The organism is Planctomycetota bacterium, from assembly GCA_035384565.1.
GTDB lineage: Bacteria > Planctomycetota > PUPC01 > DSUN01 > DSUN01 > DAOOIT01.
Map to the genome: position 1 here is coordinate 25231 of DAOOIT010000034.1, position 24787 is coordinate 50017.

The window sequence follows — 24787 nt, forward strand, 5'->3', positions numbered from 1 at the left end:
TCCACGCCGCCCTGATGCGGGGATACGGATCCAGTGCAGCCCTCGCTGACCAGACCGCCATGGACTGGAGGGCAGGAGTTCTGAGGTGTTCACGGCTCTCTGTGTGTACTCGGTGAACGGTGTCGGATGGGTGCCGGATGAGAGGCTTCTCGCAAAGACGCTGGAGCACTTCGGCACGACCGAGGTGATGGTATGGGGCTTCGACCGCCCGCTCCGATGGGACGATGAGGGGGAGCCCACGCCTGTCACTGCGTGTTCTCGAGCGACCATTGAGGAGGCCATTCGCAGGTCACGTGCGCCGCAGTACTGCACCGCAATACTGTTCCTCACCTGCCACGAGTGGAGCCGACGCATACGTGGCCAGTTGCAGGATGCGCCGGGCGTGCAAACCTACGAGCACTTCGCCCCATACTGCGTGTCGGTCGTCCTGGGCCCCCAAGCCATCGCCACACCCGACCAGAAGAGTACGGCAATCGAATACTCGTTTGCCATCCGCCTGGGTGGCGAGGGCATGCCCAGGGACCTGATTGCCTACAAGCGCGTGGCCCTCGCCAACGAGTGCGTCGGGGCGCTCATCGCGTTCCTTCGCGAGGCCACGGGCATGGAGTGGGACATCGCGTTCGACTGCTCCTACTCAGAGGGCCGCCACAGGATGCTGTCCACGGAGTCGTTCCCCCCAACAGCACTGCCTCGTCGCGGGCGACGGTTGGCGGGGAAGTTCCGATAGAGAGAGGCAGGAGGCTGGAGGCAGCCGTGGGTCTCATCCTGATTGTTCGTTCCGGCGCCTGCTGCGCGATGCTGCACGCCAGGCCCTGCTGCTTTACCTGAACCACTTCGCTTACAGCGAGCGCCGTCTCACGTGTGCTCGCTTTCGTGAGAGGCTCCTCGACTTCGCTCGGCTCGGGGGCGCATCGGGTGGGGCGCGTGGCCGCGATCAGGTCGCGGCCCTCACCTTCTCGCTGCCCAGCAGCTTCTCCAGCGCATTATCCTTCGGATACGCGTGGCCGCGGTGCTGGCAGAAGCCCTCGGCGTATGCAAAGCCGGCCTCCGTGCCCCGTTCTGCGCCCCAGTGCTCCATCGAGCCGATGTAGTGGTCGAGCCCGTGCTGGCGCAGGAGCCACTCGCGCTGGCTGCGATGACAGGCGAGCATGGCACGCTTGACGTCCATCTCGGTCGTCACGTCCACGTAGAAGTGTACGGGCTGGGGGCGGCCAAGGTAGTCTATGCCTTCCATCGCGTCCCAATAGTAGAGGTAGGGGATGCCGTGGGTGTGGGGCAGGTTGCCGTAGCCGCCGTAGTTGGGGATGGGCGCGCCGAAGCAGGCGTCGCGGACCAGGCGGCTGGTGACCTCGTGGTCCGCCATGTAGTCCTCGTGGGGGTGCGTGAACACGATGAAGGGGTCCACCTCGCGGATGGCGTTGGTGACCTTGCGGCGGGTTTCCATGTCAAAGCAGATGGCGAGGTCGCCACAGCCGAGGCCGATGTAGCGCCCCTGGAGGAGCGCGGCGCTCTCGGCGGCCTCGGCGGCGCGGATCCGGGCGATCTCTATGGAGGAGTGCTCGGTGGAGCCGCAGTCGCCGTTGGCCACAGTGACGATGGCGATCTCGTAGCCCTTCTTGCGCAGCAGCGAGAGGGTGCCGGCGGCCTTGAACTCCACGTCGTCGGGGTGGGCGCCGATGGCCAGGATGCGTCCGTTGTCTTTCATCGTGCGGCTCCTTTGGGAATGGGGGCGGTCTGCGGGAGACGACGGTAGCAGACGGCGGGGGATGAGTCAATCGCCGTGTGGGGGGCCCGGCAGCGGGGACGCTGCCTGCGCGGGGTGTTCCCCGTGCGGCCGATAGGTCCTTCTCGTCCCTACGCTCCGCGTGGGGACGCCTCCCCGGCCGCTCCGCGGCCATCCGTTGCTCGCTCCCACGCCGAGCGGGATTCGTCGGACACGTCGGACTCGTCGGACACGTCCGACAACTCCGACCTTGTCGGCCGGGCCGCTTACTTGGCTGCTTGCCCCAACCTTTCGCGATACGCGGGTTCCAGGCCAGCCTTGTCCATGACCTCTTTCGCGCCTTCGCTGAGCTTGGCTTGGTCGTCGAAGGTCCAGGCGCCGGCGAGGGCCTTGTCGTCCTTGACGCCGGGAGTGTCGAAGTGGGCCTTCAGTTCGTCGGCAGCCAAGGCGCGGGCGTAGACGCGCACCTCGTCTATCGCGCCCTTGAAGTAGTTGTAAGCGTCCTGCCGCCGGCCTATGGCGAGGGCGGCGTGGCCGGGCTTGCGCTTCTTGTTGATGGCCGCCGCCGCGACCTGTTTGCCATCGAGGTAGACCTTCAGGTCGGCGCCGTCGTAGGTGAAGGCGGCGTGGTGCCAGGCGCCGAGCTTGAGGGCGCCTTCGCCGCTCATGGCCATGAGGTGGTTCTGCCGCCCGCCGCCGATGTTGAGGTAGGCGCCCACGCGGTCCCTCTCGACGATCAGGGCGTAGTGCCCCTCCTCCCACTCGTTGCGGTTCTTGTTGACGATCCAGCGGCGGGGGTCGTTGCCGCCGGGATACTCGTCGAGCTTGACCCACGCCTCGACCGTGAGCTGCTCGGGGTCGAGTTCGGGCTTGTGCGGCGCCTCGACGAAGGAACTGGAGCCGTCGCAGCCGAGGGCCAGGCCCACCTTGCCGGGCACGGGGGCCGCGATGTCGCCCTCCACGTTATCCTTCCAGGTGTGCCAGTCGCGAGCGCACTGGTTGAAGCGGACGGGCTCGGCGCTGGTGCGGTAGATGACGTTGCGCTCGAAGTGGAAGCCCTTCGAGCCCTCGTCAATGAACATGCCGTTGTTGGGCGCGGCCTGGCACAGGGGGCTGCGGTGGACGTCGTGGAGGTGGTTGAAGCGGATCTGCGTGCCGGGCTGGAGACCCAGGGTGTAGATGCAGCCGCCGTCGCCCAGGCGGTTCATGACGTTGTGAACGTGGTTCCACTCGATGGTGTTCTCCCGCGCCGGCGTGGGCTGGGGGTTCCACTGCCAGCCGAGCGAGATGCCGGTGTAGGGCGTGTCGTGGACGAGGTTGTGGGCGATGACGGCCCGCTGGGCGAAACCGACCCAGATGCCCACGGCGCCCGCGTAGTCGAGGCCGATGCCGTGCACATGGTTGTTGGCGACGCGGCAGTCGCGCGGCACGTCGGCCTCGGCCTTCGGGCCGCCGAGGATGATACCGTTGCCGCTGACGTCGTGGATGTGGTTACCCTCGACCGTGCACTTCGAGCAGCGGGTGACGAATTCGATGCCGCAGCCGCCCACGTGGGCGATGGCGCCGTCGGTGACGCTGCACGCCTCGGCGTGGTCGAAGCGCAGGGCGGCAGGGATGCGGGCCCACTCCGCCTTGTCCCAGCCCGTGCCGGCGGTGAAGTGACAGGCCTGGATGCCCAGATAGCCGCCGGGGGGAGGAGTCCAGTCGGCATAGGCGAACTCGATGCCTCTGAAGTGCAGGTTGCGGACGGGCCTTTCGGGGGTGCCCTTGACCTCCACGAGGCGTGTGAGCGCGGGCGCGATCACCTCGGCCTTCGTCAGGTCCTCGCCCGGCCGGGGCCAGTAGGTCAGCACACCCGTCTGGCGGTCGAGATACCATTCGCCGGGCTGGTCGAGGAATTCGGCGGCGTTCTCGAGGTAGAACCAGCGGCCGCCGCCCGCGGCGATGGCGTCGTGGGGCCGGGCGTGCGGGCCGAGCATCTGGGCCACGCCGGCCGCGGGGTCCGCCTTCTCGAAGCGCTTCCGCGTGATCTCCCAGTTGCCGTAGACCACCGCCTCGACGTCCGTGAGGTTCTTCCACTCCTTGAGCTGGCCGGCGCCGAAGGTGTAAGTGTGCGACTTGAGTTCCTTGGCCAGGCTCGCGCCCTTGAGCTGCCAGCAGGGCTGCGCGGCGTCGGCGTTGGGCGTGCGGGCGCGAATGGCCCGCCGGCCGTTCACCCAGAGCTGGTGGAAGTACCACTTGCCGTCCTTCACGCCAGCCACTTCGGCTGTCCACGTCTCGCCCTCGCCCTTCTTCCAGCCCGCGATGCGGCGGCAGCCGCTGACGATAACCCTCTCGCCCGGCACGGCGGCGTAGGTGATCGAGAACTGCTCCGTGCCGGAGTCCTCCGGCCCGAAGGCGAGCGTTTCGGGCAACTCGTAGGTTCCGCCTTTGAGGAGCACGGTGACGTGGGCCTTCAGCCCCTCGGCGACGAGCTTGCGGACGGCGTCGCGGGCCTTCGCCAGGTCGGAGCCAGGCGTCACCGTGAACTCGGCGCCGCGGGCATCGGCCCGACAGGCCAGCACGACAAGGAGAGCAAGCAGCATGAGCTTCATCGCGGTCTCCTCAGGACGCATCGTTTGTAGTGCGGCCTTCAGGCCGCACCCGCTGGGCACGGGCTGAGGCCAGCACTACGAACTGGGCCATTGGCTCGGGCGCCCTCACACGGGCAATCCGAGGAACTCCGAGAGTTGCCTTGCGTGCCCCTGCACCAGCTCCTCGCTGGGGGTGTAGAGCACAATGGTCTCTCTGCCCTCGCGGTCGGCGAGGGACAGGGCGTAGAGGGTGAAACGGTGCGTGCCCGTGTTGGGCCGTCGCGTGTCAATCGTCACACGGCGATACTCGGAGAGCGGCTTCCACGTGCTGCGCCAGGGGGCGAAGAGCTCCCACGACTGGGTGACGAGGTTGCGCGCCTTGTCCACCACAGTGCGGCGCCGCCCGAAGGCCAGGGCCGCGCCGGCGAGGGCGAGGAACGAGCCGTTGACAAGCATGACCAAGCCCGACGCGCCCAGCGGCTCGCCGCTGCCCAGGGGCACGGATAGGAAGAGCGCGCCGAGCGCGAGAAGCGGCGCGCCGACGAAGGTGAGGAACCCCCCGCCCCGCGTGTAGCAGAGGCGGTCCGAATCCACCGACACCACGGTCTTCACGGTTCGCCCTCACGCTCTGTCCGGCGGTCGTGCCACCCTGCATCATCATAGAGCGCACCGCCGGCCTTTTCAACCGCCAGGGGCGCTTCCCGCCGACACGCGGTTGCATTCCGCCGCCCCCGTGCATATACTCCCCGGTCGCTTCTCGCCCCTACGCCCTGCGTGGGGAGGCAGCTTCGACCGCTCCGCGGTCACAGGCACGGACGCAGAGCGTCCCAGTTGTCGCCCCCATGCGGAGCGTCGGGGCGACCCAGGAGTAAGAAGGAGGCCGTCATGCCACTGACGTTTGACTTCCCACTGGAACGTCTGAAGACCTATCAGGGCATCAACCCGCGCCCCGCCGACTTCGATGCCTACTGGGACCGGGCTCTGGCCGAGATGCACGCGCTCGACCCGCAGGTGACGCTCACGCCCGCCGAGTTCCAGGCGCCGTTCGCCGAGTGCTTCGACCTGCACTTCACCGGCGTGGGCGGCGCGCGGGTCTACGCCAAGCTGCTGCGCCCGAAGAGCGCGCCCAAGCCGCACCCCGCCGTGCTGCTGTTCCACGGCTACTCGGGCAACTCGGGCGACTGGTGGGACAAGCTGGGCTACGTGGCCCAGGGCTACACCGTGGCGGCCCTCGACGCCCGTGGCCAGGGCGGGCGGTCCGAGGACAAGGGCGGGGTGAGCGGCAACACGCTCCGCGGCCACATCATCCGCGGCCTCGACGACGCACTCCGCGGCCAGCCCGAGAAGCTGCTCTTCCGCCAGATCTACCTCGACTGCGCCCAACTCGCCCGCCTCGTGATGGCGATGCCCGACGTGGACCCGGCCCGCGTGGGCGCCACCGGCGGCAGCCAGGGCGGCGCGCTCACCGTGGCCTGCGTGGCCCTCGAGCCGCGCGTGCGCCGCGCCGCGCCCGTGTTCCCCTTCCTGAGCGACTACAAGCGCGTGTGGGAGATGGACCAGGCGAAGGACGCCTACGCCGAACTGCGCGAGTTCTTCCGCCTGTTCGACCCGCGCCACGAGCGCGAGGACCGCGTGTTCGAGACGCTGGGCTACGTGGACATCCAGCACCTCGCCCCGCGCATCCGCGCCGACGTGCTCTGGGCCATCGGCCTCATGGACACCATCTGCCCCCCCTCCAGCCAGTTCGCCGCCTACAACAAGATCACGTCGCCGAAGACGATGGCCATCTACCCCGACTTCGGCCACGAGGGGTTGCCGGGGATGGCCGACCGCATCTATCAGTTCATGCTGGGGCTGTAGCCCGGCAGGCTTCAGCGGCCCTGAGCATTCAGGTCTGGCGAGTCCCCCACGCCCTCGTCCGGCTGGGCGACCGCTGGGCTGCCGGCCCCCTGGAAGATGTCTATCTTCCGCCACGCCTCGCTCGCGAAGCGCCATAGCAGCACCAGCCCCACGAGCGCGATCTGGACCGCCGCGGCGCTCCAGGCGCCCACGTAGCCCAGGCCGGCCGGGAACGTGAGCGCATAACCGAGCGGAATGAGCACGCCCCAACCCGACGCGATGGTGATGAGGGCAGGCACGCGTGTGTCGCCCGCGCCCCGCAGCGCCCCTGTGACCACGATGCCCACGGCATCGAACGCCTGGAAAATGGCGGCGAGAACGAGCATCGTGCTGCCGGCCTCGACGATGGCCTCCTCGCGGCGGAAGAGGAGGAATATCTCGCGGCGGAAGACGAAGAACAGAACGCCCATCGCCGTCATGTAGGCCACGGCCACCCCGATGCCCAGATAGGCGCGGCGCTTGGCCCCGTGAATGTCGCGCCGCCCGATGTACTGCCCCACGAGCACCTGCACGCCCTTGTTGATCCCCACGGCGGGCATGAACGACAGGCTCATGATTGAGCCGGTCACGCTGTTGGCCGCCATCACGTGCTCGCCAAGTCGCCCGATGAGGAGATTGACGAAGATGGCCCAGCTCGCCACGTCCAGCATGAAGCTCAGGCCCGCGGCCGAGCCGACGTGCAGGAAGGCCCGCAGGCGCGCCCGGTCCAAGCGCCAGTGGTGCCGGCTCCGAAACTGCTCGTGCACGGGCGCCCACAGGAACGCGGCGAGCAGCAGGCCGGCCTGGAGGTAACTCGCCAGGGTGGTGGCCAGGGCCGCGCCGCGGATGCCCAGCTCGGGGCAGCCCAGCTTGCCGAAGATCAGCGCGTAGTCGGCCAGCACGTTGAAGCCGTTGGCCACCAGCGCGGCCCACATGGGCACGCCGGGCCGGCTGATCCCCTGGAAGAACGACGCCAGCGCCGCGTAGGCCCCCGTGGCGGCCGCATGGGCCAGCACGATGCGGAAGTACGAGCTCTCCAGCCGCTGAACCTCGGGCGCGTGCCCGAAGGCCGCGAAGAGCAGCGGCGCGCCCGCGATCAGCGGCAGCACCACGGCCTGGGCGAACAGCCCGAAGTAGATAGCCTGCCACGTATAGCGTGCGCACTCCTCGGGCTCGCCCCGGCCCATGCTCTGCGCCACGAACGTGCTGGCGCAATTGCCCGTGCCCATGATGAAGGCCAGGAACGCAAACACGGCCGAACCCGCGGGGCTCACCGCGGCCAGCTCGCGCGCCCCGTACTTCGAGAGCATCAGGGTGTCGATCAGCCCCATCACGGTATGCGAGGCCATGGCCACGATCACGGGCGCCGAGATGCCCATCACCTCGCACAGGTCGCGCCAGGCCGCCGTGATGCCGCGTTCGCGGAGGGGAGTTGCCGGGGGGTGCACCGTTTGTCCAAACGAGGGCCGTGGGCCACGAAGGGTCGAGTCGCCTGCTTTCCAGAAGCCTACCAGCAACCGCCGAGGCTGTCAATCGCCAATCGCGCTGGCAAGCCGGTTTGACTCGGCGGCGGGGGCGTGGTCTAATGTCGCCGTGGCTGAGGGCCGTGCAGGCGCTGGAGGAGCAGCAAGATGAAGCACGTGATCGTGGTGGACGATGAGCAGGACATGGTCACATCGGTCAGCGAGGCGCTCCGGGCCGAGGGGTACCGCGTCTCGGGCTTCACCTCGGCAGCCAGAGCCCAGGAGGTGATGGCCACAGACGCCCCCGACCTGATGACCATGGACCTGCATATGCCGAACGTCAACGGCATCGAGCTGCTGCGGGCCGTGCGCCGGCGCTTCCCCAAGCTGCCGATCATCGTCTGCTCCGGGCTCAGCGCCTATAAGAACGACCCCGACATCGTGCTGAACAACGTTGCCGCCTTTCTGGACAAGCCGGTGGACTTCGCGCAACTCGCTTCAACCGTGCGCAAGATCCTCGGGGCACCTGAGGCCTGATGGCTCTGCGGACGGCGGGCGATGGAACGACAAGACCCCACACAAGAGCTCTGGCGGCGGCTGGCGGCTGCTGACCCCGCAGAAGTGTCGCGCCGCGCCGCGGTCGCCTATCACGCCGAGCAGCGGGCCTACCTGGTGCCGCTCCTGAATGCCCAGCTCCGCGTGCTGCCCTCTGAGAAACGCGCCGAGGGCGCCCCATGGGCCGCCGCCTGGGAGCCGATGCTCCTGTGCGTGCAATACCTCCTCACGGCCCAGCAGGAGGAGCCGGCCGGAGAATGGGCGGACCCGAAGAGTCTGCCGTATGGCGACTTCTTCTTCCGCGGGCCGCACCCTGTTCCCACGGCGGGCATCGAGGAAGCCTTCGGCACCCGCCTGGAGGCCTTCCGCGCGGCCGCGGCGGCGCTGGGCGGCCGCCCGGTGGCCATGGGCGATGCGGCGTACGAGTTCCGCTTTCTCCCCCGCGTGCCGGCGGTCGTCATCTTGTGGGCCGCCGACGATGAGTTTCCGGCCAGGGCGAAGTTCCTGCTGGACAAGCGGGCGCACCGTCAACTGCCCCTCGATGCCCTGTGGGTGCTTTGCCGCGTGCTCGCCAAGCTGCTGATTGCGGCGGGAGAGGCTCATGCGTGAGCGGCGGACCTCGGCGGTGCTCGTGCGGTGGCTGGCAGCGCTTTGCTGCGCGTGCGGCGGAGTGTCGCAGGCCGGCGAGGCGCGCTTCCCTCCGCGCCTGCCCGGCGGCAGGGCCATCGCCACGTTCACCTCGCCCGAACTCCTCCGCGCCCCGCCGCTGATGACGCTGCTGGGCGACGTGCGGATCGCCAAGGCCCCGCCAACGGTGGACTTTGCTTACTTCCCCTGCCAGACCTACCGCGGCAACCCGTGGTCGTGCTGGGGCGACGGCCTGGCCGCCGACGGCAAGTACTACACGTCCCTCGGCGACTGCAACGCGAACTGTTACGTTTACGAGTACGACACGAGGGCCAGGGTGCTCCGGCAGATCGCTGACGTGCGCGCGGCGCTTGCCGTCCCCGCAGGCCATTACTCGCCCGGCAGGATCAGCAGTCGGCTCGACCTCGGCAACGACGGCTGGCTCTACTTCGCCACCTGCCGCGGCCCCGAAGGCCAGGCCGCCTACCAGGGCGACTGGATCCTCCGTTGCCATCCGCCCACGGGCAAGACCGAGGTCGTCGTCCATGCCCCAGTCCCAATGCACGCGATCCCTTGCAGCGTGCTTGATCCCAAGAGGCTCGTCTTCTATGGCGGCGCGGTGCCCTCCGACGGCAAGGGCGATGCCGCGAAGTTCTTCGCCTATGACCTCAAGGCGAAACGCCTGCTTTGCACCGCCGACAACGGCCCCACCCGCGCCCTCCTCCTCGCCGCGTCCACGGGACGCGTCTACTTCGTGCCCGGCACGCAGGGGCCGCTCCACTGCTACGACCCGGCCACAGGCAAGATCACGAGGCCAGGCGTCGAGATCGGGCTGCGTTCGGCCACCCAGGAGACGCCCGACGGTTGCCTCTACACAGTCGCCCAGGAGGGCGACGCCATGATCTGGCGCGTGAACCCCAAGGCCGGCCAGATCGAGGGACTCGGCTCCGCTGTCATCGCGGGGCAGAACTATGTGGCGTCGTTGGACGCCGACCCGAGCGGCCGCTACCTCTACTATGTGCCGGGGGCCAGTGGCGGCGCTGAGCGCGACGGCGCGCCCCTGGTGCAGTTCGACGTCCGCACCAAGGCCCACAAGGTCGTCGCCTTCCTCTACCCGTTCCTCAAGGACAAGCTCGGCTACATCCCGGTGGGCACGTTCAGCCTGGCGGTGGACCCCCAGGGCGACAAGGTGTACGTCACCTGGAACGGCAGCTTCGGCGCGATGAAGGGCCGGCAGCTCATCTGGGACGCCTGTGCTTTGACGGTCATCCACATTCCCGAGTCGGAGCGGCAACCGTGAACCGCCTGCTGTTTACCCTGTTTGCGGCTGCCCTCGCCGCCGCGGGCGAGGTGCCGAAGGAGTTGACCTTCCGCGCGCGGGTGACCGCGCTCACGCCCGACGTCCCGGTCCGCATCCAGTGGCGGTGGGGCGGCGAGGGACTCGGCGGCTCGGTGACACGCGGCGAGCTGACCGCGCTCACCTACGGCGCGCCCAAGGCCCCAACCCTCAAGCCCGGCGAAGAGCCGAAAGGGGGCGACGCCCAGCTCGACGAGGTGGGCGAGCCGATCGCCAAGGAGGCCGTGGTCGTCGAGGACAAGGCGTTCCGCTACCTCTACCTCAAACGGGGCGCCTGGTCGCCCAGCATCTCCGTCGCGTCCCTCAAGATCGGCGGCAAGGCGTTCGTCACCTTCATGCTCGAGGGGCTGAAGACCGACTCGCGGGCGCTCAAGGGCGCCGCAGTCGAGTTCGAGTTCAGCTACAGGGGCAAGGTCGTCAAGCGCCTCACCGAGACGGGGCCCGAAGGGGCCACGGTGGGCCTCGTGCTGCCCCTCTACCGGCTCGGCGGCGACGTGACGCCGGAGAGCAGGGAGTTCACCGACGAACTGTGCGGCCTGAGCGAGTACGCGCAGCGGCGGCTGGCGATGCTGGAGGCCCTGCCCTGGGCGAAGCGGCCCGTGCCGAAGCGCTTCGGCATCCTCACCGACCTCGGCGGCTACGGCGAGGGCGTGGGCTACGGCATCCGCCACACCAACCGCGCCATCGTCGAGGCCGAGCTTCGCGCCCTGCGGCAACTGGGCCTCACGGGCCTCCGCGGCGCCGCGCCATACATCTTCGAGGCCATTGATCGGCGCGAAGGCATCGCCGCCGACTTCGCCCGCATCCGCGAGCAGCACGGCGCGGGCTACCCCGTGCCGGCCGTGCGGCGGCCCGAACGGGGCGGCGCGCCCACCAACGTGCCCGAGGGCGCCGGCTGCCCCCATCATCCCGACGTGCCGAAGCGCGCCGCCGAGAGCTTCCAGCACGCGCTCGAGGCCGCCCTCAAGCCGCGCGTGGACGAGGTGTGGCCGCTGACCGTGGACGAGATCGGCAGCGTGTTCGACGCCGCGCCCGAGGGCAAGGGCCACCAATCCGTCTGCCCACGCTGCATCGAGGGCTTCCGCGAGTTCGTCAAGGGCCAGGGCTTGACCCTCGCCGATTTCGGCGCACGGGACTGGTCGGAGATTCGCCCGAATGCCTACGCCCCGCCCGCCGACTGGCCCGTGCAGTTGCCCAAGGAGCCGTGGCTGCCCGAGCGTGGCTGGGGCCTGCTCACGTATCTCTCGCGGCGGTTCAACTGCTATGCCTCGGCGCGCCTCTTCACCCCCTTCCGCGACGCCTGCGACAAGGCCAACGAGGCCAAGCGCAAGACGCTGGTGGCGGTTGATCCCAAAGTCGGCGGCGGGCCCCCGCGCCCCGACACGCGGGACGGGGACGTCCCGCCCACCGCTCCGGCCCAGCCTTGGGTCTACTCCTTCGCCCTCCGCGGCAACAACTTCCTGATGGGCGGCCACAGCCTCGACTTCTTCGACTTCTACCGCCACGCCGACAACGCCTTCGTCTATGAGACCTCGAACCGCGACCCGCGCGTGTGGCAGTGGGACAGCTACCTGTGCGACGTGGGCCGCGTGGTGAGCGAACGCATGGGCAAGCGGTTCGGCATCTACGTCAAGCCCCACCGCGGCGCGCCCATCCAGCGCGCCCTCGCCGCCCTCGCTCGCGGCGCGACCATGCTCTTCTGGTACACCTACGGCCCCGACTACTCGAAGGGCGACAGCTTCTCGCAGCGCCCCGACGACCTGGTGCTCGTGAGCAAGGCGGCGCGCCTCATCGCCGCGGCCGAGGACGTGCTCTACGGCGGCACCTGGGCCGTGCCCGCCGAGGTGGCCGTCGTCCGTCCCCTCTCCTCCGAATACTGGGGCAGCGCCGCCGACTGGGAGAACGGCAAGTGGGTCTACACCGCCCTCCAGCACGCCCACGTGCCCGTGGACCCGCTCGACGAGGAGATGCTGGCGACCGACGACCTGAGCCGCTACAAGGTCATCTACGTCAGCGGCAGCCATCTCAAGCGCTCGGCCTCCGCGAAGCTGGCCGACTGGGTGAAGGCCGGCGGCACGCTCGTCACCAGCGCCGGCGGCCTCGCCTTCGACGAGGCCAACCAGCCGCTCGAGATGCTACAGCCCGTTCTCGGGCTGAAGACCCGCAGAGCGGCCGAGCTCTGGTGCGAAGTGCGCCGCTACGGGGCGACGGGCCTGGGCACGTTCAGGGACATGAAGCTCGCCCCCGATGCGGCTGCGGTGAGCGGCAAGGGGGCGTTCGAGGCCGGGCTCAGGCCCGTCGTCGGCCGCGAGCCGCTCGAGCCGGGCGAAGGGACCGAGGTACTGGCGAAGTACGCCGACGGCGCGGTCGCGGCCACCCGCCGCGTCTTCGGCAAGGGACAGGCGCTCGTGGTCGGGCTCTTCACAGGGTTGGAGTACGCCGCCCGCGTGCACCGCGACGACTTCGACATGTCGCTCGATTTCGGCCCCGGCCTTCGCCAGGCCGTGGCGGAGCCGGCGCTCCAGGCCACAAAGCCAGTCGTCGCCGCCTCGCAGCCGCTTGTCGAGGGCATCCTCGTGCGCAACGGGACCACGGGCAAGGGCGCCGTGGTCCTGATGAACTGGGCCTACAAGGGCCGCGAACTCGTCCCCTGCGAAAACCTCACCATCACGATTCGCGGGGCGGGCGACGCCGCGGGCGTCACCGCCGCCTGGCTCAATCAGCCACTGCCCGCCACCAAGACGCCGGACGGCATCCGCGTCACCCTCCCGCGCCTTGAGGAGGGCGAGGTGCTGCTCCTGGACCCGCGCTGACCCCCGATCGGAGAGCATGCCCCCCGATTCCGGCGCCCGCGCCCTCACTGGTCGCCAGAGACCTGTGACCCCGGCGCACCGCCCCCCTCGCGGTCGGCTCTGCCGCCGCCGAGAGGCGAGCCAGCATGAAGCTCGGGCGATCCGAGCGGTTCGGGGGCCCTCCCGCCCATACTTGCTCATTCTCCCCTCCCTCGCAGGTGAACAAGTATGGCGCTTTGGCGATCCGGGCGGTTCTACGGCCTTGCCACCCATACTTGCTCAAGTTCCTCCCCCTCTGGGTTGAGCAAGTATGGCGCTTTGGCGATCCGGGCGGTTCTACGGCCTTGCCACCCATACTTGCTCAAGTTCCTCCCCCTCTGGGTTGAGCAAGTATGGCGCTTTGGCGATCCGAGCGGTTCTACGGCCTTTCCGCCCATACTTGCTCAATTTCCTCCCCTCTCGGTTGAGCAAGTATGGCGCCCGAATGATCCGGAGCCTTCCGCGGCCGTTCCCGCCCATCGCCTCCCCTTCGCCATCACATGGGTGATGCAGGCGAGCAACGGGCAGGCCCTGGATGCCTCCGTGCCGAGGGCGGCCAGGGACAGGGGCCACACTGCCGCTCGCCGCTCGCGGATTTGGCCTTGCATCCGGCCTCAGCCCACGCTATGATGCATTGTTGCGTGTTGCGCCCACAAGGGATAGGGGCGCCGGATGTCATGCATGAGGCGACCGAACCGGTGAAGCGGACGTGCCAACAGCCGTGGCGCGACAACTGAGCCTGACCGACAAGCGGTGGGTCTTCCGCGATTGCGACGAGCGACAGCGCGACCGCCTGGTCGAGGAGCTCGGCGTGTCGCCGCTCACCGCGCACCTGCTGGTGAACCGCGGCGTGCGGGAGCCCGAGGCGGCCAGGGGCTTCCTGGCGCCCGACCTGAACGGCCTGTACGACCCCGGGCTCCTGCCGGACATGGACCGGGCGGTGGCGCGCCTGCGCAAGGCCATCGGAGCCGGCGAACGCATCCTCGTCTATGGCGACTACGACGCCGATGGGGTAACCTCCATCTCGCTGCTCATCGAGTTCCTGCGGCTCTTCGGCATCGAGGTCCCGCACTACATTCCGCACCGCGTGGAGGAGGGCTACGGCCTGCACGCCGAGGCCGTGGAGGCGGCGGCGGCTCAGGGCGTGAAACTGATCGTCACGGTGGACTGCGGGACGAGTGGCGCGGCCGAGGTGGAGCTGGCGCGGAAGCTGGGAGTGGACGTCATCATCACCGACCATCACGAGCCGCCGCACACGGTGCCGCGGGCGTGCGCCGTGGTGAACCCCAAGCTCACGGGCAGCCTGTACCCCTTCCGCGACCTGTCGGGCGTGGGCGTGGCCTTCAAGCTCGCCTGGGCGCTGGCCCAGAGCTTCAGCCCCGGCAAGCGGGTGAGCGACGAGTTCCGCCGCTTCCTGCTCGACGCCATCGGGCTCGTGGCGATCGGCACCGTGGCCGACGTGGTGCCGCTCCTGGGCGAGAACCGCATCTTCGCAATCTACGGGCTGCACGCCCTCCGGCGCTCGGCCAGCCCCGGCATCGCCGCGCTCGTGCGACAGGCCTGCGTGGGCGACAAGCCGCTCACGCCGCGCGACATCTCCTTCGGCATCGGGCCCCGCCTCAACGCGGCCGGCCGCCTGGCCCAGGCCGGCCTGTGCGTGGAACTGCTCACCAGCAATTCGCCCGAGCGCGCCGCCGAGATCGCGCGCGAGCTGGACAGCAAGAACCGCGAGCGCCAGCGGATCCAGAACTCCATCCTCAGCGACGCGCGGCGGCGCCTCGAAGGCCACGGCCTGGAGGGGCGCAGGACCATCGTGCTGGCCGACGAGGGCTGGCACGCCGGCGTGGTCGGCATCGTGGCCGCCAAACTGGCCGAGGAGTTCTGCCGCCCCACCGTGCTCCTGTCGCTGGACGGCGACGTCGCGCGCGGCTCGGCCCGCTCGGTGCCGCACCTCAACCTCTTCGAGGCCGTGGGGGCTTGCGAAGAGGCTCTGCTGAGCTACGGCGGCCACAGCCAGGCCGCCGGCCTGAGGGTGCTGCGCGGAAACCTCGAGCGCTTCCGCGAGCTCTTCGAGGCCGAAGTGAGCCGCTGCCTCGATGGTTGGGTGCCCTGCGGCGTGCTGGAGATTGATGCCGAGGTGCTCTTGCCCGCCGTGACTCACGACCTCGTGCGCGACCTCGAGCGCCTGGCGCCCCACGGGGAGGGCAACGAGCCGCCGGTGCTCGCCTGCTCCGAGGTCAGGGTGGCCGGCCAGCCGCAGCTCATGGGCAGCCAGGCCAACCACATCAGCTTCTACGTCGAGCAGGGCGGCCACAGCCTGCGCGCCGTGGGCTTCCACATGGGGCACCTCTACCCCCTCCTCGCCACGGGCGACGTGGTGTGCGACATCGCCTTCACGCCGAAGATCAACGACTTCCGTGGGCTGAGCGAAGTGGAACTGGACCTCTGCGACCTGCGGCTCCGCGCGTGAGCTGCGCGCGAGAGTCAGCCCATCAGCTCCCGCAACCGCCTCCACGCCGCGGCCAGGCGGTGCAGGCAGGCGCGCTCACGCAGCGCCTCTTCGGCCTCCGCGCTGAGCTCCACCCGCTGGATCGCGACCCGCAACGGCGCGGCGCGCGGCTGCACCTCGCACGGGATGTGAAGCGAGGGGCGCACGGCCAGAGGCTCGGCTCCCGTCTCGATGTGGCAAGTGGCGTTCATCGTGGTGCTCTCCGGCTCTCTGTCCTCCATCTCTTTGGACGCACGGACGGGCCGCACGCTTCAGTCCTCTGAGCGAGCAATCTGCGTGCCGAAAGCCGCAAGCAGGGAAGCCCCACAGCCCGCTCGCCACAAGCGAAGAGCGGAGGCAGGCTTACGGCGAGCCCAGCGCCCCGGAGCGCCCGCGTGCCCGCGGGGCGGCAGGCGCCGCCGTGTCTGGAAAAGCGAACGGGAATCAGGCCGGTGTATCGGACGTGAACACTACAGTCCCATCGCCCTGCGAACCTCGGCCATCGTGCCCCTCGCGATGGCGCGGCAGTGCTCGGCCCCGCGGCGCAGGGCGTCCCACACCCGCTCGGGTTGCGCGAGCAGGGCCTGGGCTCGTTCGCGGATGGGATTGAGCACCGCCATCATGTGGCCGTACATCAACTTCTTGCACTCGATGCAGCCGATGGTGGCCCCGCGGCAGCCCGCCGCCACCCGCTCGATGTCCTCGGGCGGCGAAAAGTAGCCGTGCAGCGCGAAGATGTTGCACTTCGTCGGCTCGCCGGGGTCGGTGCGCCGCACGCGGGCAGGGTCGGTCACCGCCGTGCGCACCTTCTCCCAGATGCTCTGGGGGTCCTCGAGCAGGCCGATGGTGTTGCCGACCGACTTGCTCATCTTCTTCGTCGGGTCGTCGAGGCCCATCACCCGGGCGGCCGCGGTCAGCCGCGGCTGCGGCTCGGGGAAGATCTCCCCGAAGCGCGCGTTGAACCGCCGCGTGATCTCGCGCGAGAGCTCCAGGTGCTGCACCTGGTCCTCGCCCACCGGCACCACCTCGCCTTTGTAGAGCAGAATGTCGGCCGCCATCAGCACCGGGTAGTTCAGCAGCCCCGCGTTCACGCTGCCCTCGAACTGCGCCGACTTGTCCTTGAACTGCGTCATCCGGAACAACTCGCCGATGGGCGTCACCGTGTTCAGAATCCAGGCCAGTTCCGTGTGCTCGGGCACGTGGCTCTGCACGAACAGCGTGCAGCGCTCGGGGTCAATGCCGCACGCGATGTTCACCGCCGCGGCCTCCAGGATGCGGCCTTGCATCTCCGATGGCTCGTAGGGCACCGTGATCGCATGATAGTCCACCACGCAGTAGATGCACTCGAACTCGGGGATGAGGGCCACCCAGTTCCGGATCGCCCCCAGGTAATTCCCGATGTGTATGCCGCCGCTGGGCTGAATGCCGCTGAACAGCCGCCTGGCCAATGCCTTCTCCTTTGGCCCCGCCAACGTAGCGACAAGCACCCCGCTTGTCGAAGACCCGGGGAACACCGCAAGCAGGACGCTTGCGGCTACGCCTCGATTGGACAGGATGATAGCAGAGGCGGGGCAGAACTGTCAATTCTTGACTTGCCCGCCGCCAAATGCTACCATAGTCGGTGCCGATTTCTGACTGGTGGCATGCCTATGTCGAACGAAACGCAGTTCTCCTACGGACAGAGCGCTGTCGGCGTTCGCCGCCGCGACCCGGGCCGGTGAGCGCCCGGTGATCGCGGCTATCCCCGCTTCCACATTCCGCAATCCCAGATCCGCAATCCGCAATGGCTTTCTGCCCGGAGCGACCCGATGGAACTCAATCTACCTACCCGCTATGACCCCGCCGCCGTGGAGCAACGGTGGTATCGCTTCTGGGAGGAGCGCGGCTACTTCAACGCCGACCCCGACCCAGCCCGCAAGCCCTACACCATCGTCATCCCGCCGCCCAACGTCACGGGCGTGCTCCACCTGGGCCACGTGCTGAACAACACGTTCCAGGACATCCTGACCCGCTGGCGGCGGATGCAGGGCTACAACGCCCTCTGGCAGCCCGGCACCGACCACGCGGGCATCGCCACCCAGAGCGTGGTCGAGCGCCTGCTCGACACCGAGGGCACCAGCCGCCACGCCCTCGGCCGCGAGAAGTTCGTCGAGCGCGTCTGGCAGGTGAAGGCCAAGCACCTGGCGACGATCAACGAACAGCTCCGCCGCCTGGGCGCCTCGCTCGACTGGCGCCGCGAGCGCTTCACCATGGACGAGGGCCTCTCCCGCGCCGTGCTCGAGGTCTTCGTGCGCCTCTATAACAAGGGCCTCGTCTACCGCGACCGCTTCATGATCAACTGGTGCCCCTTCCACCGCACGGCGCTCTCGAACGACGAGGTAGACCACCGCACCCTTCAGGGCGGCCTGTGGTGGATCCGCTACCCGTTCAAGCGCGGCACCGGCGGGGTCACCGTGGCCACCACGCGGCCCGAGACCATGCTCGGCGACACCGCCGTCGCCGTCAACCCCCACGACCCCCGCTACCAGGGCCTCATCGGCAAGACCGTGGTCCTGCCCCTGATGAACCGCGAAATCCCTATCATCGCCGATGAGTACGTGGACAAGGAGTTCGGCACCGGCGCGCTCAAGATCACACCGGCCCACGACCCGAACGACTTCGCTATCGGCCGCCGCCACGGCCTAGCCGCGCCCTGCGTGATCGCGCCCGACGGCTCGATGAGCGCCGAGGCCGGCCCCTATGCGGGCCTCGACCGCTTCGAATGCCGCAAACGTGTGGTGGCCGACCTCCAGGCCCTCGGCCTGCTCGAGAAGCACGAACCCCACCAGCACGAGGTCGGCCACTGCTACCGCTGCGACAGCATCGTCGAGCCCTACATCTCGCTCCAGTGGTTCGTACGCATGAAGCCCCTCGCGGAGCGCGCCCGCAAGGTGGCCGAGGACAAGAGCGTGCGCTTCTGGCCCCCGCGCTGGGAGACCATGTACTACCACTGGATTGACACCGTGCCCGACTGGCCGATCAGCCGCCAACTCTGGTGGGGCCATCGAATCCCCGCCTGGTACTGCCAGGACTGCCCCGACCCGAAGCTTGACCCAGCGACCCGGCCGCCCGAGCCGCCCTACGGCGTGGGCGGCCGCCCCGTCGTCTCCGCCGCGCGGCCCGACAAGTGTCCCCAGTGCGGCGGCACGAACTTCCTCCAGGACGAGGACGTGCTCGACACCTGGTTCAGTTCGTGGCTCTGGCCCTTCTCGACCCTGGGCTGGCCCGACGACACGCCCGACCTCCGGTACTTCTACCCGACCAGCACCCTGGTGACCGGCCCCGACATCCTGGGCTTCTGGGTCGCCCGCATGATCATGGCCGGCCTCGAGTTCCTCGACGCCATCCCCTTCACCGACGTCTACCTCCACGGCATCGTGCGCGACGACCAGGGGCGCAAGATGTCCAAGAGCCTCGGCAACTCGCCCGACCCGCTCGACGTGATGAACGAGTTCGGCGCCGACGCGCTCCGCTTCTCGATCATCCTCATCACCGCCAGCGGGCAGGACGCCTATTACTCGCACGACAAGGTGGCCATCGGGCGCAACTTCGCCAACAAACTGTGGAACGCCTCGCGCCTCGTCCTCACCAACCTGGCCGAATCGTCCGACCTGTCCGACCTGTCCGACGGGTCCTACGCGTCCGACGACCTGTCCCTCGAGGACCGCTGGATCCTCAGCCGCCTGAGCCGCGTGACCGCCACGGTGACCGACGCCCTCGAGCGGTTCAACTTCAACGAGGCAGCAATGGCCCTCTACGAGTTCATCTGGCACGAGCTGTGCGACTGGTATCTCGAGGCCATCAAGCCACGCATCCGCAACGCCGCGCCCGAGGCCAGAGCCTCTCGCTTCGCCGCCCAGAGCGTCGTATCGCACGTGCTCGACGGCGCGCTGCGCCTGCTGCACCCCTTCGCGCCCTTCATCACCGAGGAGATCTGGCAGCACCTGGGCAAGCTGCTGCCCGCCCGCGGCACGCTGCCCGCCGAGCGCACGCCCGCCGCGCCCAGCGTGATGATCGCCCCCTGGCCCCAGCCCGACGGGCGCTGGCTCGACGCCGCGTGCGAGGCCACGTTCACCCAGGTCCAGGAGATCATCCGCGCCATCCGCGCCATCCGCAAGAAGATGCGCCTCGCCGACCGCTCGCCCCGCCTGCGCGCCGTAATCTCGCTCGCCGACGCCGCCCCGCTGCCCGGCCTGGAGGCCAACCGCGCCGTCGTGTGCGACCAGGCGGCCCTCGACGCCCTCGACATCGGCCTCGGCCTGCCCAAGCCGCCGCACGCGGCCGCCGCCGTGCTCGCCGGCATGGAGGTCTACGTGCCGCTCGAGGGCGTGATTGACTTCGACGCCGAGCGCAAGCGCCTGGGCGACCAGCTCGCCAAGACCCGGGGCTTTCTCGAAGGCTCCGAACGCAAGCTCGCCAACGCCAACTTCGTCGAGCGCGCGCCCCACGAGGTCGTGGCCAAGGAGCGCGAGCAGAACGCCCGCCTCCGCGAGGAGATCGCCCGCCTCGAGGCCAACCTGGCCGAACTCCTGTGACCTCTTGACAACCGCGCGGGGGCGTTGTACAAAAAGGGGAGTGGTTGGCTGAGAGGCGGACGTCTCTTGGGCACAAGGAGGTCGGCGATGCGGAACCTGTGGATACTCGCCGCGGCGTTGGCGCTCGCGGGCCGTGTGGCCGCGGGCGGGGAAGGCCAGTGGCGGCTGGGCCAGCCGTCCCAATATCAATACCAGTACGGCTACCCCTACGGCCAGCCGCCGGTCGAACTCTCGGTCGAGCAGCAGCGCAAACTCGGCCTCAGCGACGAGCAGATCCAGAAGATCGCCGAGTTGCGCCGCGATCTCGAGAAGGAACGGGCCAAGCTCGACGCCCAGCTCAAGGCCGCCAGCGAAGCCGCTGCCGCGGCCAACGCCGAAGTCTCCCGTCTCAGCCAGGAGGTCCGAGCCTTCTCCACCACGCGCCTCCAGAAGATCTACGACGCCGTCCTCACCCCCGAGCAGCGCAAGGCCCTCGACCAGCAGCGGTACCTCGAGCAGGCCAAGGCCTGGCTGCGCGGCTACCAGACCTGGCTCAAGCTCACCGAGGCGCAGGTCGAAGACATCTCGAACCTGCTCGTGCCCGTCTTCGAGAAGTACGCAAAGATGGACGATGAGGCGGCTGATGCCCGCGAACGGCTCGCCGAGCTGCGCCGCGCCGACAAGCTCGACATCGCGGCCATCGAGAAGGCCGAGAAAGAGGTCGAGGAACTCAGCAAGCGCAACGTCTATCAGCAGCGGCAAGAAGACCTGATGGACAGGATGCGCGCCGGCCTCTTGCCCGACCAGCTCGAGAAGATCGGCCAGATGCGCCGGCACTGAGCCGGCGGCACGGGACCAGCCCCGTCGCCCCCATCGTAGCCCTTAGGCCGCACCCAGGGCGGGTCCCGCTCGGAGTGAGGCTGGGTGAGATGCTTCCTCACCTTGGGGCCACGTTCCACTCGGCCTCGAACTCGTACCAGCGCCCTTCGTCCATCGCAGACCCCTTGCCGTCCAGCAGGGCAACAAAGAACTGCCGCCCGTGGACGAAGACACTGGGCTTCGCGCCCTCGGGCGTCTTGAGGCCGTTGAGGCTGAACAGCGGCTTGCCCTCCTTGAGGAACTCGATGCGGTCGGGAGCCGGGCCGCCGCTGGTCTGGCCGCGGCGGGCGCCGCCCTCCCCCACTACATCCTCCGTAACCTCCCGCGGGTTCGCAACCTGCGGGAGGTTAGAGAAGCGGAAGCGGTCGGCCTCGGGCAGTTGCACGATGGCCGCGAGGAAGGCGGACTTGTCCTTGAACGCCTTCTCGGAGCGGAAGGCCCATTTCTGCTTGAAGGCCGGCTTGTCGGTGAAGACGTATTCGGTGCGATACCAGAGCGGCGGACGCCGAAGCTCGAAGCGCCCGAAGCCGCGGAGCTGTCCCTCGAACGCCAGGTGCAGCCCGTCGTCGGCCTTCCAGATGCGGATGCCCGATTCCACGTCGTTGCTCGCCGCGATGCGCGGCGACTCGTGCGGCTTGAAGAACTCCTGGTCGCCATACAGATCGTGCTCCTTCGCCACCACCTTGTCGCCCACAAACAGCTCCCGAATCACCCCCGCCTGCCGCCGCAGGACGCAGGTGAAGTGCCTGTTGCTCACGATGTAGTCCGGCCCGACGCAGGAGAGGTCCGCGCCGCACAGTTTTGCAGGCCTGCCTGTCAGGATAATGCCTGGACAATCCTCTTCGCGTCTTACCGCAAGTCCATCGAGGCCTACAAGAGACAGGCCAGGCGCGCCATCCAGACGGTCGAGAAGCTGCACGTTCTCTGGCAGAAGTGCCTGGAACCCGACACCTGACCACCGACCACGCCACTTTACCACGACGGATGTCTTCTCCGGGTGAAGAGGAGCGGACTCGTTCTCCCAAAGGACTCCCACGTTCTGTGGCCGCCAGTAGATCGAGGATCGCTTCTGCACGTGCGCGGGCTGATCGGGGAAGCCTGCGCTGTCCCGCAGAAGTCCCTCGATGGTGTGCACGCCCCACTCAGTAGCGTCAGGGAACCCGATGCGACCCTTCACGACTTGGGGGGGCAGCGATGTGTCAGCGGGGCGAATCCCCCAACCCCAGCCGCCACCACCTGGTCCGGCACTGAACAAGTCATACTCCAGAGGTCCCAGGAGGCGACCTTGGTTGATGGGCGAGTAGTCAATGTGCATTCTGGTGTCGCTGCGGTTGAGATTCACGAAGACCACACTTGTCCTGTTGGGGCTGCGCCGGAGAGAGGTGAACACGCCGGCAGCTCCGCAGTCTACGGCTCGATATGATGCTTCGCCTCGCGACAGCTCGGCGCAGGCCCGTCGAGTTTCGTTGATCCGCCGGAAGACAGGGCCATGACCTCGTTCCATCCGTTGATAGACCATCGGCACGCCGTCAATCCAGGCGGTGAGGGCGTAGAGGGCACGCATCCCCTCGACGCCATACCAGCCCTGGGCACGCAGGGTGTCGTGGCTCTCGATGTGCCGAAGGAAGATGGTGCCACGCGGGTTGATGTATTTCTGCTCCTCCAGGTATTCCTGGAGCAGGGGCACAAACTCGGCGGCGGGCATGTGGCGCCAGGCGTGGAGGACGGTGAATGCGAGGCCAAAGTCGTATTGGAAGTCGCTCACGCCGGCGTGGCGGGGACTCTCGACCTCGGCGAGGACCGCGCCGTCCTTGGGCTTGAGCTTCTTGACCTCGTCGCGGATGCGCTTGACCATCTCGAGGCCGCCCTTGAGGCCGGCGTGGCTCGCCCTCGCGTAGGGGATGGCGGGGTCCCAGTTGTACTCCTTGCTGCCGTAGCAGGCGTCAATGCGATAGCCGTCCACGTCGTATTCGCGGACGTAGTGTGCGGCGACGTGGGCGATGTAGTCCTGCCAGTCGGGGCGGGCGAAGTCGTTGAGCCAGTAGGTGAGGGTCGAGCCGTCCTCGCGGCGGAGCATGAACTCGGGGTGCTGCTGGTTGTGGACGGCGTTGGGCGCGCCGCCGTGGGGCACGAGGTCGAGGAGCACTTTCAGGCCCAACTCGTGCGCGCGCTTGACCAGGGCGCGGAACTCCTCGGCGGTGCCGAGGCCGTCCTGGAAGCGGTAGTAGTCGAGCGGCCAATAAGGGCTCTTGTATTCGACGGGGAGAATCCAGATTGCAGTGACGCCGAGCTTCGGGAGCGTGGGCAGCAAGTATTCGGTCGCTGCCTTGAAGCCGCCGAGATCGGTCCAGTTGCTCCCAATCGTCCCGCCAGGATGGAAGGAATAGAGGACTGCGCCGTGGAGCCATTCGGGCCTGTCGGCGGGCACTTTCACTCCCACGCTGTCAAACCAGTCCCAGAGCATCGGCAGGGCGTCCCAGTAGGCGGCGTCAACGGCCTGCATGGTCACGAAGCCGATGTGCTGGGGGACGTTGGGGCGGAGGTAGCCGGCGGCGCCGACGCCTTGAACGACATCGAACTGCCCGGTGCTTTCTTCGACGCGGACGTGGGAGGAGTCGTCGGAGCAGGCGGCGAAGAGGAGGGAGCGCTTCGGCGTGAGCTGCGCGAGGAGCGGGGCGATGGAAAGGCCGCTGCTGTGGCTGACGCCCGGCTTCATCGCCGCAAAGGGGTAGCTGTGCGGCGGCCAGTGCTTGGGGAAGCGATAGAAGCCGTCGGGCGTGGCCTTGATGCCCGGAGTGCGAAAGGTGAATGCCCGCAGTTTCACCGTCTCCTTGCCGCGATTCGTCAGCGTCGCCGAGCGGTCTACCCTCGGGAGGTCGGCGTGAAGCTTGTAGCGTTCGACGACCTCGTAGTCGCCGACGGAGATGGTCAGTTCCAGCGTGTCGGGCGCGGGCTGCTCGCGCTTGAGGAGCTTGCGGCCGGGCTTGAGCTGCTCGGCCCAGGTGGTCTTCTGGTACTCGCCGACGCCAAAGGAGATGGGGTGACGACTGGCATCGGCCTCGGCGAGAACCTCGTCCCCGCGCGTCAGGCGCACGAGCGCGCCCGTGGCCTCGTCGAAGGCCAGCGAGAGCGGCCCGTGCTGGAAGGTGAACGAGGCGGCAGGGGCGAAAGAAGTAGCCATCAGAAGGAGGGTGGCGAGGCGTTTCATGGGTGCGGCTCCACCTGTCCCACTTGTCCCACGGGTCCCACTGGTCCCGCGGAACTTGTGGGACGTGTGGGACGTGTGGGACGTGTGTGGGGTTGTGCTTTGAGCTGCTCAAGATAGCGGGCGCGGGCCCTGGCGAAGAAAGCCAGATACGGCTCAGTGGCGTAGTCACGATAGGTCCACGGCGTGGGCGCGAAGCCCCCCTTCTTGTAGGTAAGCGTAATCTCGGCGTAGATGCCCTTGCCGATGTAGATGCGGTGAACGTAGTCCTTGGTGGTGGCTAGGAGCAGCTTCGAGCCGTCGAGGAGGCCGGGGTCGAGGTTGACGGGGCGCGGCACGGGTGCGCCCAACTCGCGGGCAAGTTGGCCCTCCAACTCGTTGGTGCGCACCTTGATGTCGGCGAGGTCGCCGGGATTCACAAGGCGCTCGTGGGTGACGAACTTGCGGAGCAGGCCCGGCCCCATCTCGGGCTCGTAGTAGTCGGTGAAGGTGAAGGGGATGAGGGGGCTGGCGAGGTCGCTGGGGCCGAAGGTGTCGGCCAGAAGGCGCTCGGCGGCGTCGAACCACTCGGCCCGTCCGGCGAGCATGCCCACCAACAGTTTCATCGGTTTCGGGGGCCGGATGTCGCCCAAAGCAATCCCTCCCGCGAAACACG

At 68.5% G+C, this 24787-nt stretch carries 17 protein-coding genes; 9 read left to right on the top strand and 8 right to left on the bottom strand.

The window, feature by feature from the left end:
* Positions 1-85: 85 nt before the first annotated feature.
* Positions 86-727 carry a hypothetical protein gene (locus PLE19_13715; GenBank protein ID HPD16005.1) on the top strand — a complete coding sequence of 214 codons (642 nt, stop codon included), beginning with the start codon at positions 86-88 and terminating at the stop codon, positions 725-727.
* A gap of 207 nt (positions 728-934) precedes the next feature.
* On the opposite strand, the gene PLE19_13720 is transcribed toward PLE19_13715, so the two are convergent.
* The 3 genes from PLE19_13720 to PLE19_13730 all read right to left on the bottom strand — a co-directional run bounded on the left by PLE19_13720 (position 935) and on the right by PLE19_13730 (position 4908).
* Complete coding sequence (locus PLE19_13720; GenBank protein HPD16006.1) at positions 935-1705, bottom strand: PIG-L family deacetylase; 771 nt, start codon at positions 1703-1705, stop codon at positions 935-937.
* 284 nt (positions 1706-1989) lie between these two features.
* Entirely contained in the window at positions 1990-4317 is a 2328-nt protein-coding gene (locus PLE19_13725) for a right-handed parallel beta-helix repeat-containing protein (protein HPD16007.1), read from the bottom strand.
* Between the two features lie 105 nt (positions 4318-4422).
* A complete protein-coding gene (locus PLE19_13730; GenBank protein HPD16008.1) occupies positions 4423-4908 on the bottom strand; it encodes a hypothetical protein in 486 nt (161 codons plus the stop codon).
* Positions 4909-5181: 273 nt separating this feature from the next.
* Here PLE19_13730 and PLE19_13735 point away from each other — a divergent pair, with 273 nt between their 5' ends.
* Complete coding sequence (locus PLE19_13735) at positions 5182-6156, top strand: alpha/beta fold hydrolase (GenBank protein HPD16009.1); 975 nt, start codon at positions 5182-5184, stop codon at positions 6154-6156.
* A gap of 11 nt (positions 6157-6167) precedes the next feature.
* Here PLE19_13735 and PLE19_13740 read toward each other — a convergent pair whose 3' ends face one another.
* Complete coding sequence (locus PLE19_13740; protein HPD16010.1) at positions 6168-7622, bottom strand: MATE family efflux transporter; 1455 nt, start codon at positions 7620-7622, stop codon at positions 6168-6170.
* A 183-nt stretch (positions 7623-7805) separates the two neighbouring features.
* Between PLE19_13740 and PLE19_13745 the strand changes: the two genes are divergently transcribed.
* From PLE19_13745 to recJ, 5 genes are all read left to right on the top strand, one after another.
* Entirely contained in the window at positions 7806-8174 is a 369-nt protein-coding gene (locus tag PLE19_13745; GenBank protein ID HPD16011.1) for a response regulator, read from the top strand.
* A 21-nt stretch (positions 8175-8195) separates the two neighbouring features.
* Positions 8196-8801: a DUF3786 domain-containing protein gene (locus tag PLE19_13750; GenBank protein HPD16012.1), complete on the top strand. Its 606-nt coding sequence runs from the start codon at positions 8196-8198 to the stop codon at positions 8799-8801.
* Positions 8794-10119, top strand: a complete 1326-nt coding sequence (locus tag PLE19_13755) for a hypothetical protein (protein HPD16013.1) — start codon at positions 8794-8796, stop codon at positions 10117-10119. Before PLE19_13750 ends, PLE19_13755 begins: the two co-directional genes overlap by 8 nt.
* Positions 10116-12989 carry a hypothetical protein gene (locus PLE19_13760; GenBank protein HPD16014.1) on the top strand — a complete coding sequence of 958 codons (2874 nt, stop codon included), beginning with the start codon at positions 10116-10118 and terminating at the stop codon, positions 12987-12989. Before PLE19_13755 ends, PLE19_13760 begins: the two co-directional genes overlap by 4 nt.
* A 727-nt stretch (positions 12990-13716) precedes the next feature.
* Positions 13717-15477, top strand: coding sequence for a single-stranded-DNA-specific exonuclease RecJ (recJ, locus tag PLE19_13765; GenBank protein ID HPD16015.1), 1761 nt, complete (start codon positions 13717-13719; stop codon positions 15475-15477).
* A 14-nt stretch (positions 15478-15491) separates the two neighbouring features.
* Here the strand turns inward: recJ and PLE19_13770 are convergent, their stop codons facing one another.
* Together PLE19_13770 and trpS are read right to left on the bottom strand one after the other, a co-directional pair.
* Positions 15492-15707 (bottom strand): hypothetical protein, encoded by a 216-nt coding sequence (locus PLE19_13770; protein HPD16016.1) that lies wholly within the window; start codon positions 15705-15707, stop codon positions 15492-15494.
* A gap of 258 nt (positions 15708-15965) precedes the next feature.
* Complete coding sequence (gene trpS / locus PLE19_13775; GenBank protein HPD16017.1) at positions 15966-16943, bottom strand: tryptophan--tRNA ligase; 978 nt, start codon at positions 16941-16943, stop codon at positions 15966-15968.
* 360 nt (positions 16944-17303) lie between these two features.
* Between trpS and PLE19_13780 the strand changes: the two genes are divergently transcribed.
* A complete protein-coding gene (locus PLE19_13780; protein HPD16018.1) occupies positions 17304-20069 on the top strand; it encodes a valine--tRNA ligase in 2766 nt (921 codons plus the stop codon).
* A gap of 87 nt (positions 20070-20156) precedes the next feature.
* Entirely contained in the window at positions 20157-20888 is a 732-nt protein-coding gene (locus PLE19_13785; protein HPD16019.1) for a hypothetical protein, read from the top strand.
* Between the two features lie 97 nt (positions 20889-20985).
* Here PLE19_13785 and PLE19_13790 read toward each other — a convergent pair whose 3' ends face one another.
* Complete coding sequence (locus PLE19_13790) at positions 20986-24135, bottom strand: alpha-amylase family glycosyl hydrolase (GenBank protein ID HPD16020.1); 3150 nt, start codon at positions 24133-24135, stop codon at positions 20986-20988.
* Complete coding sequence (locus PLE19_13795; protein HPD16021.1) at positions 24132-24737, bottom strand: DUF4416 family protein; 606 nt, start codon at positions 24735-24737, stop codon at positions 24132-24134. The genes PLE19_13790 and PLE19_13795 overlap by 4 nt, the downstream gene beginning before the upstream one ends.
* Positions 24738-24787: the final 50 nt, after the last annotated feature.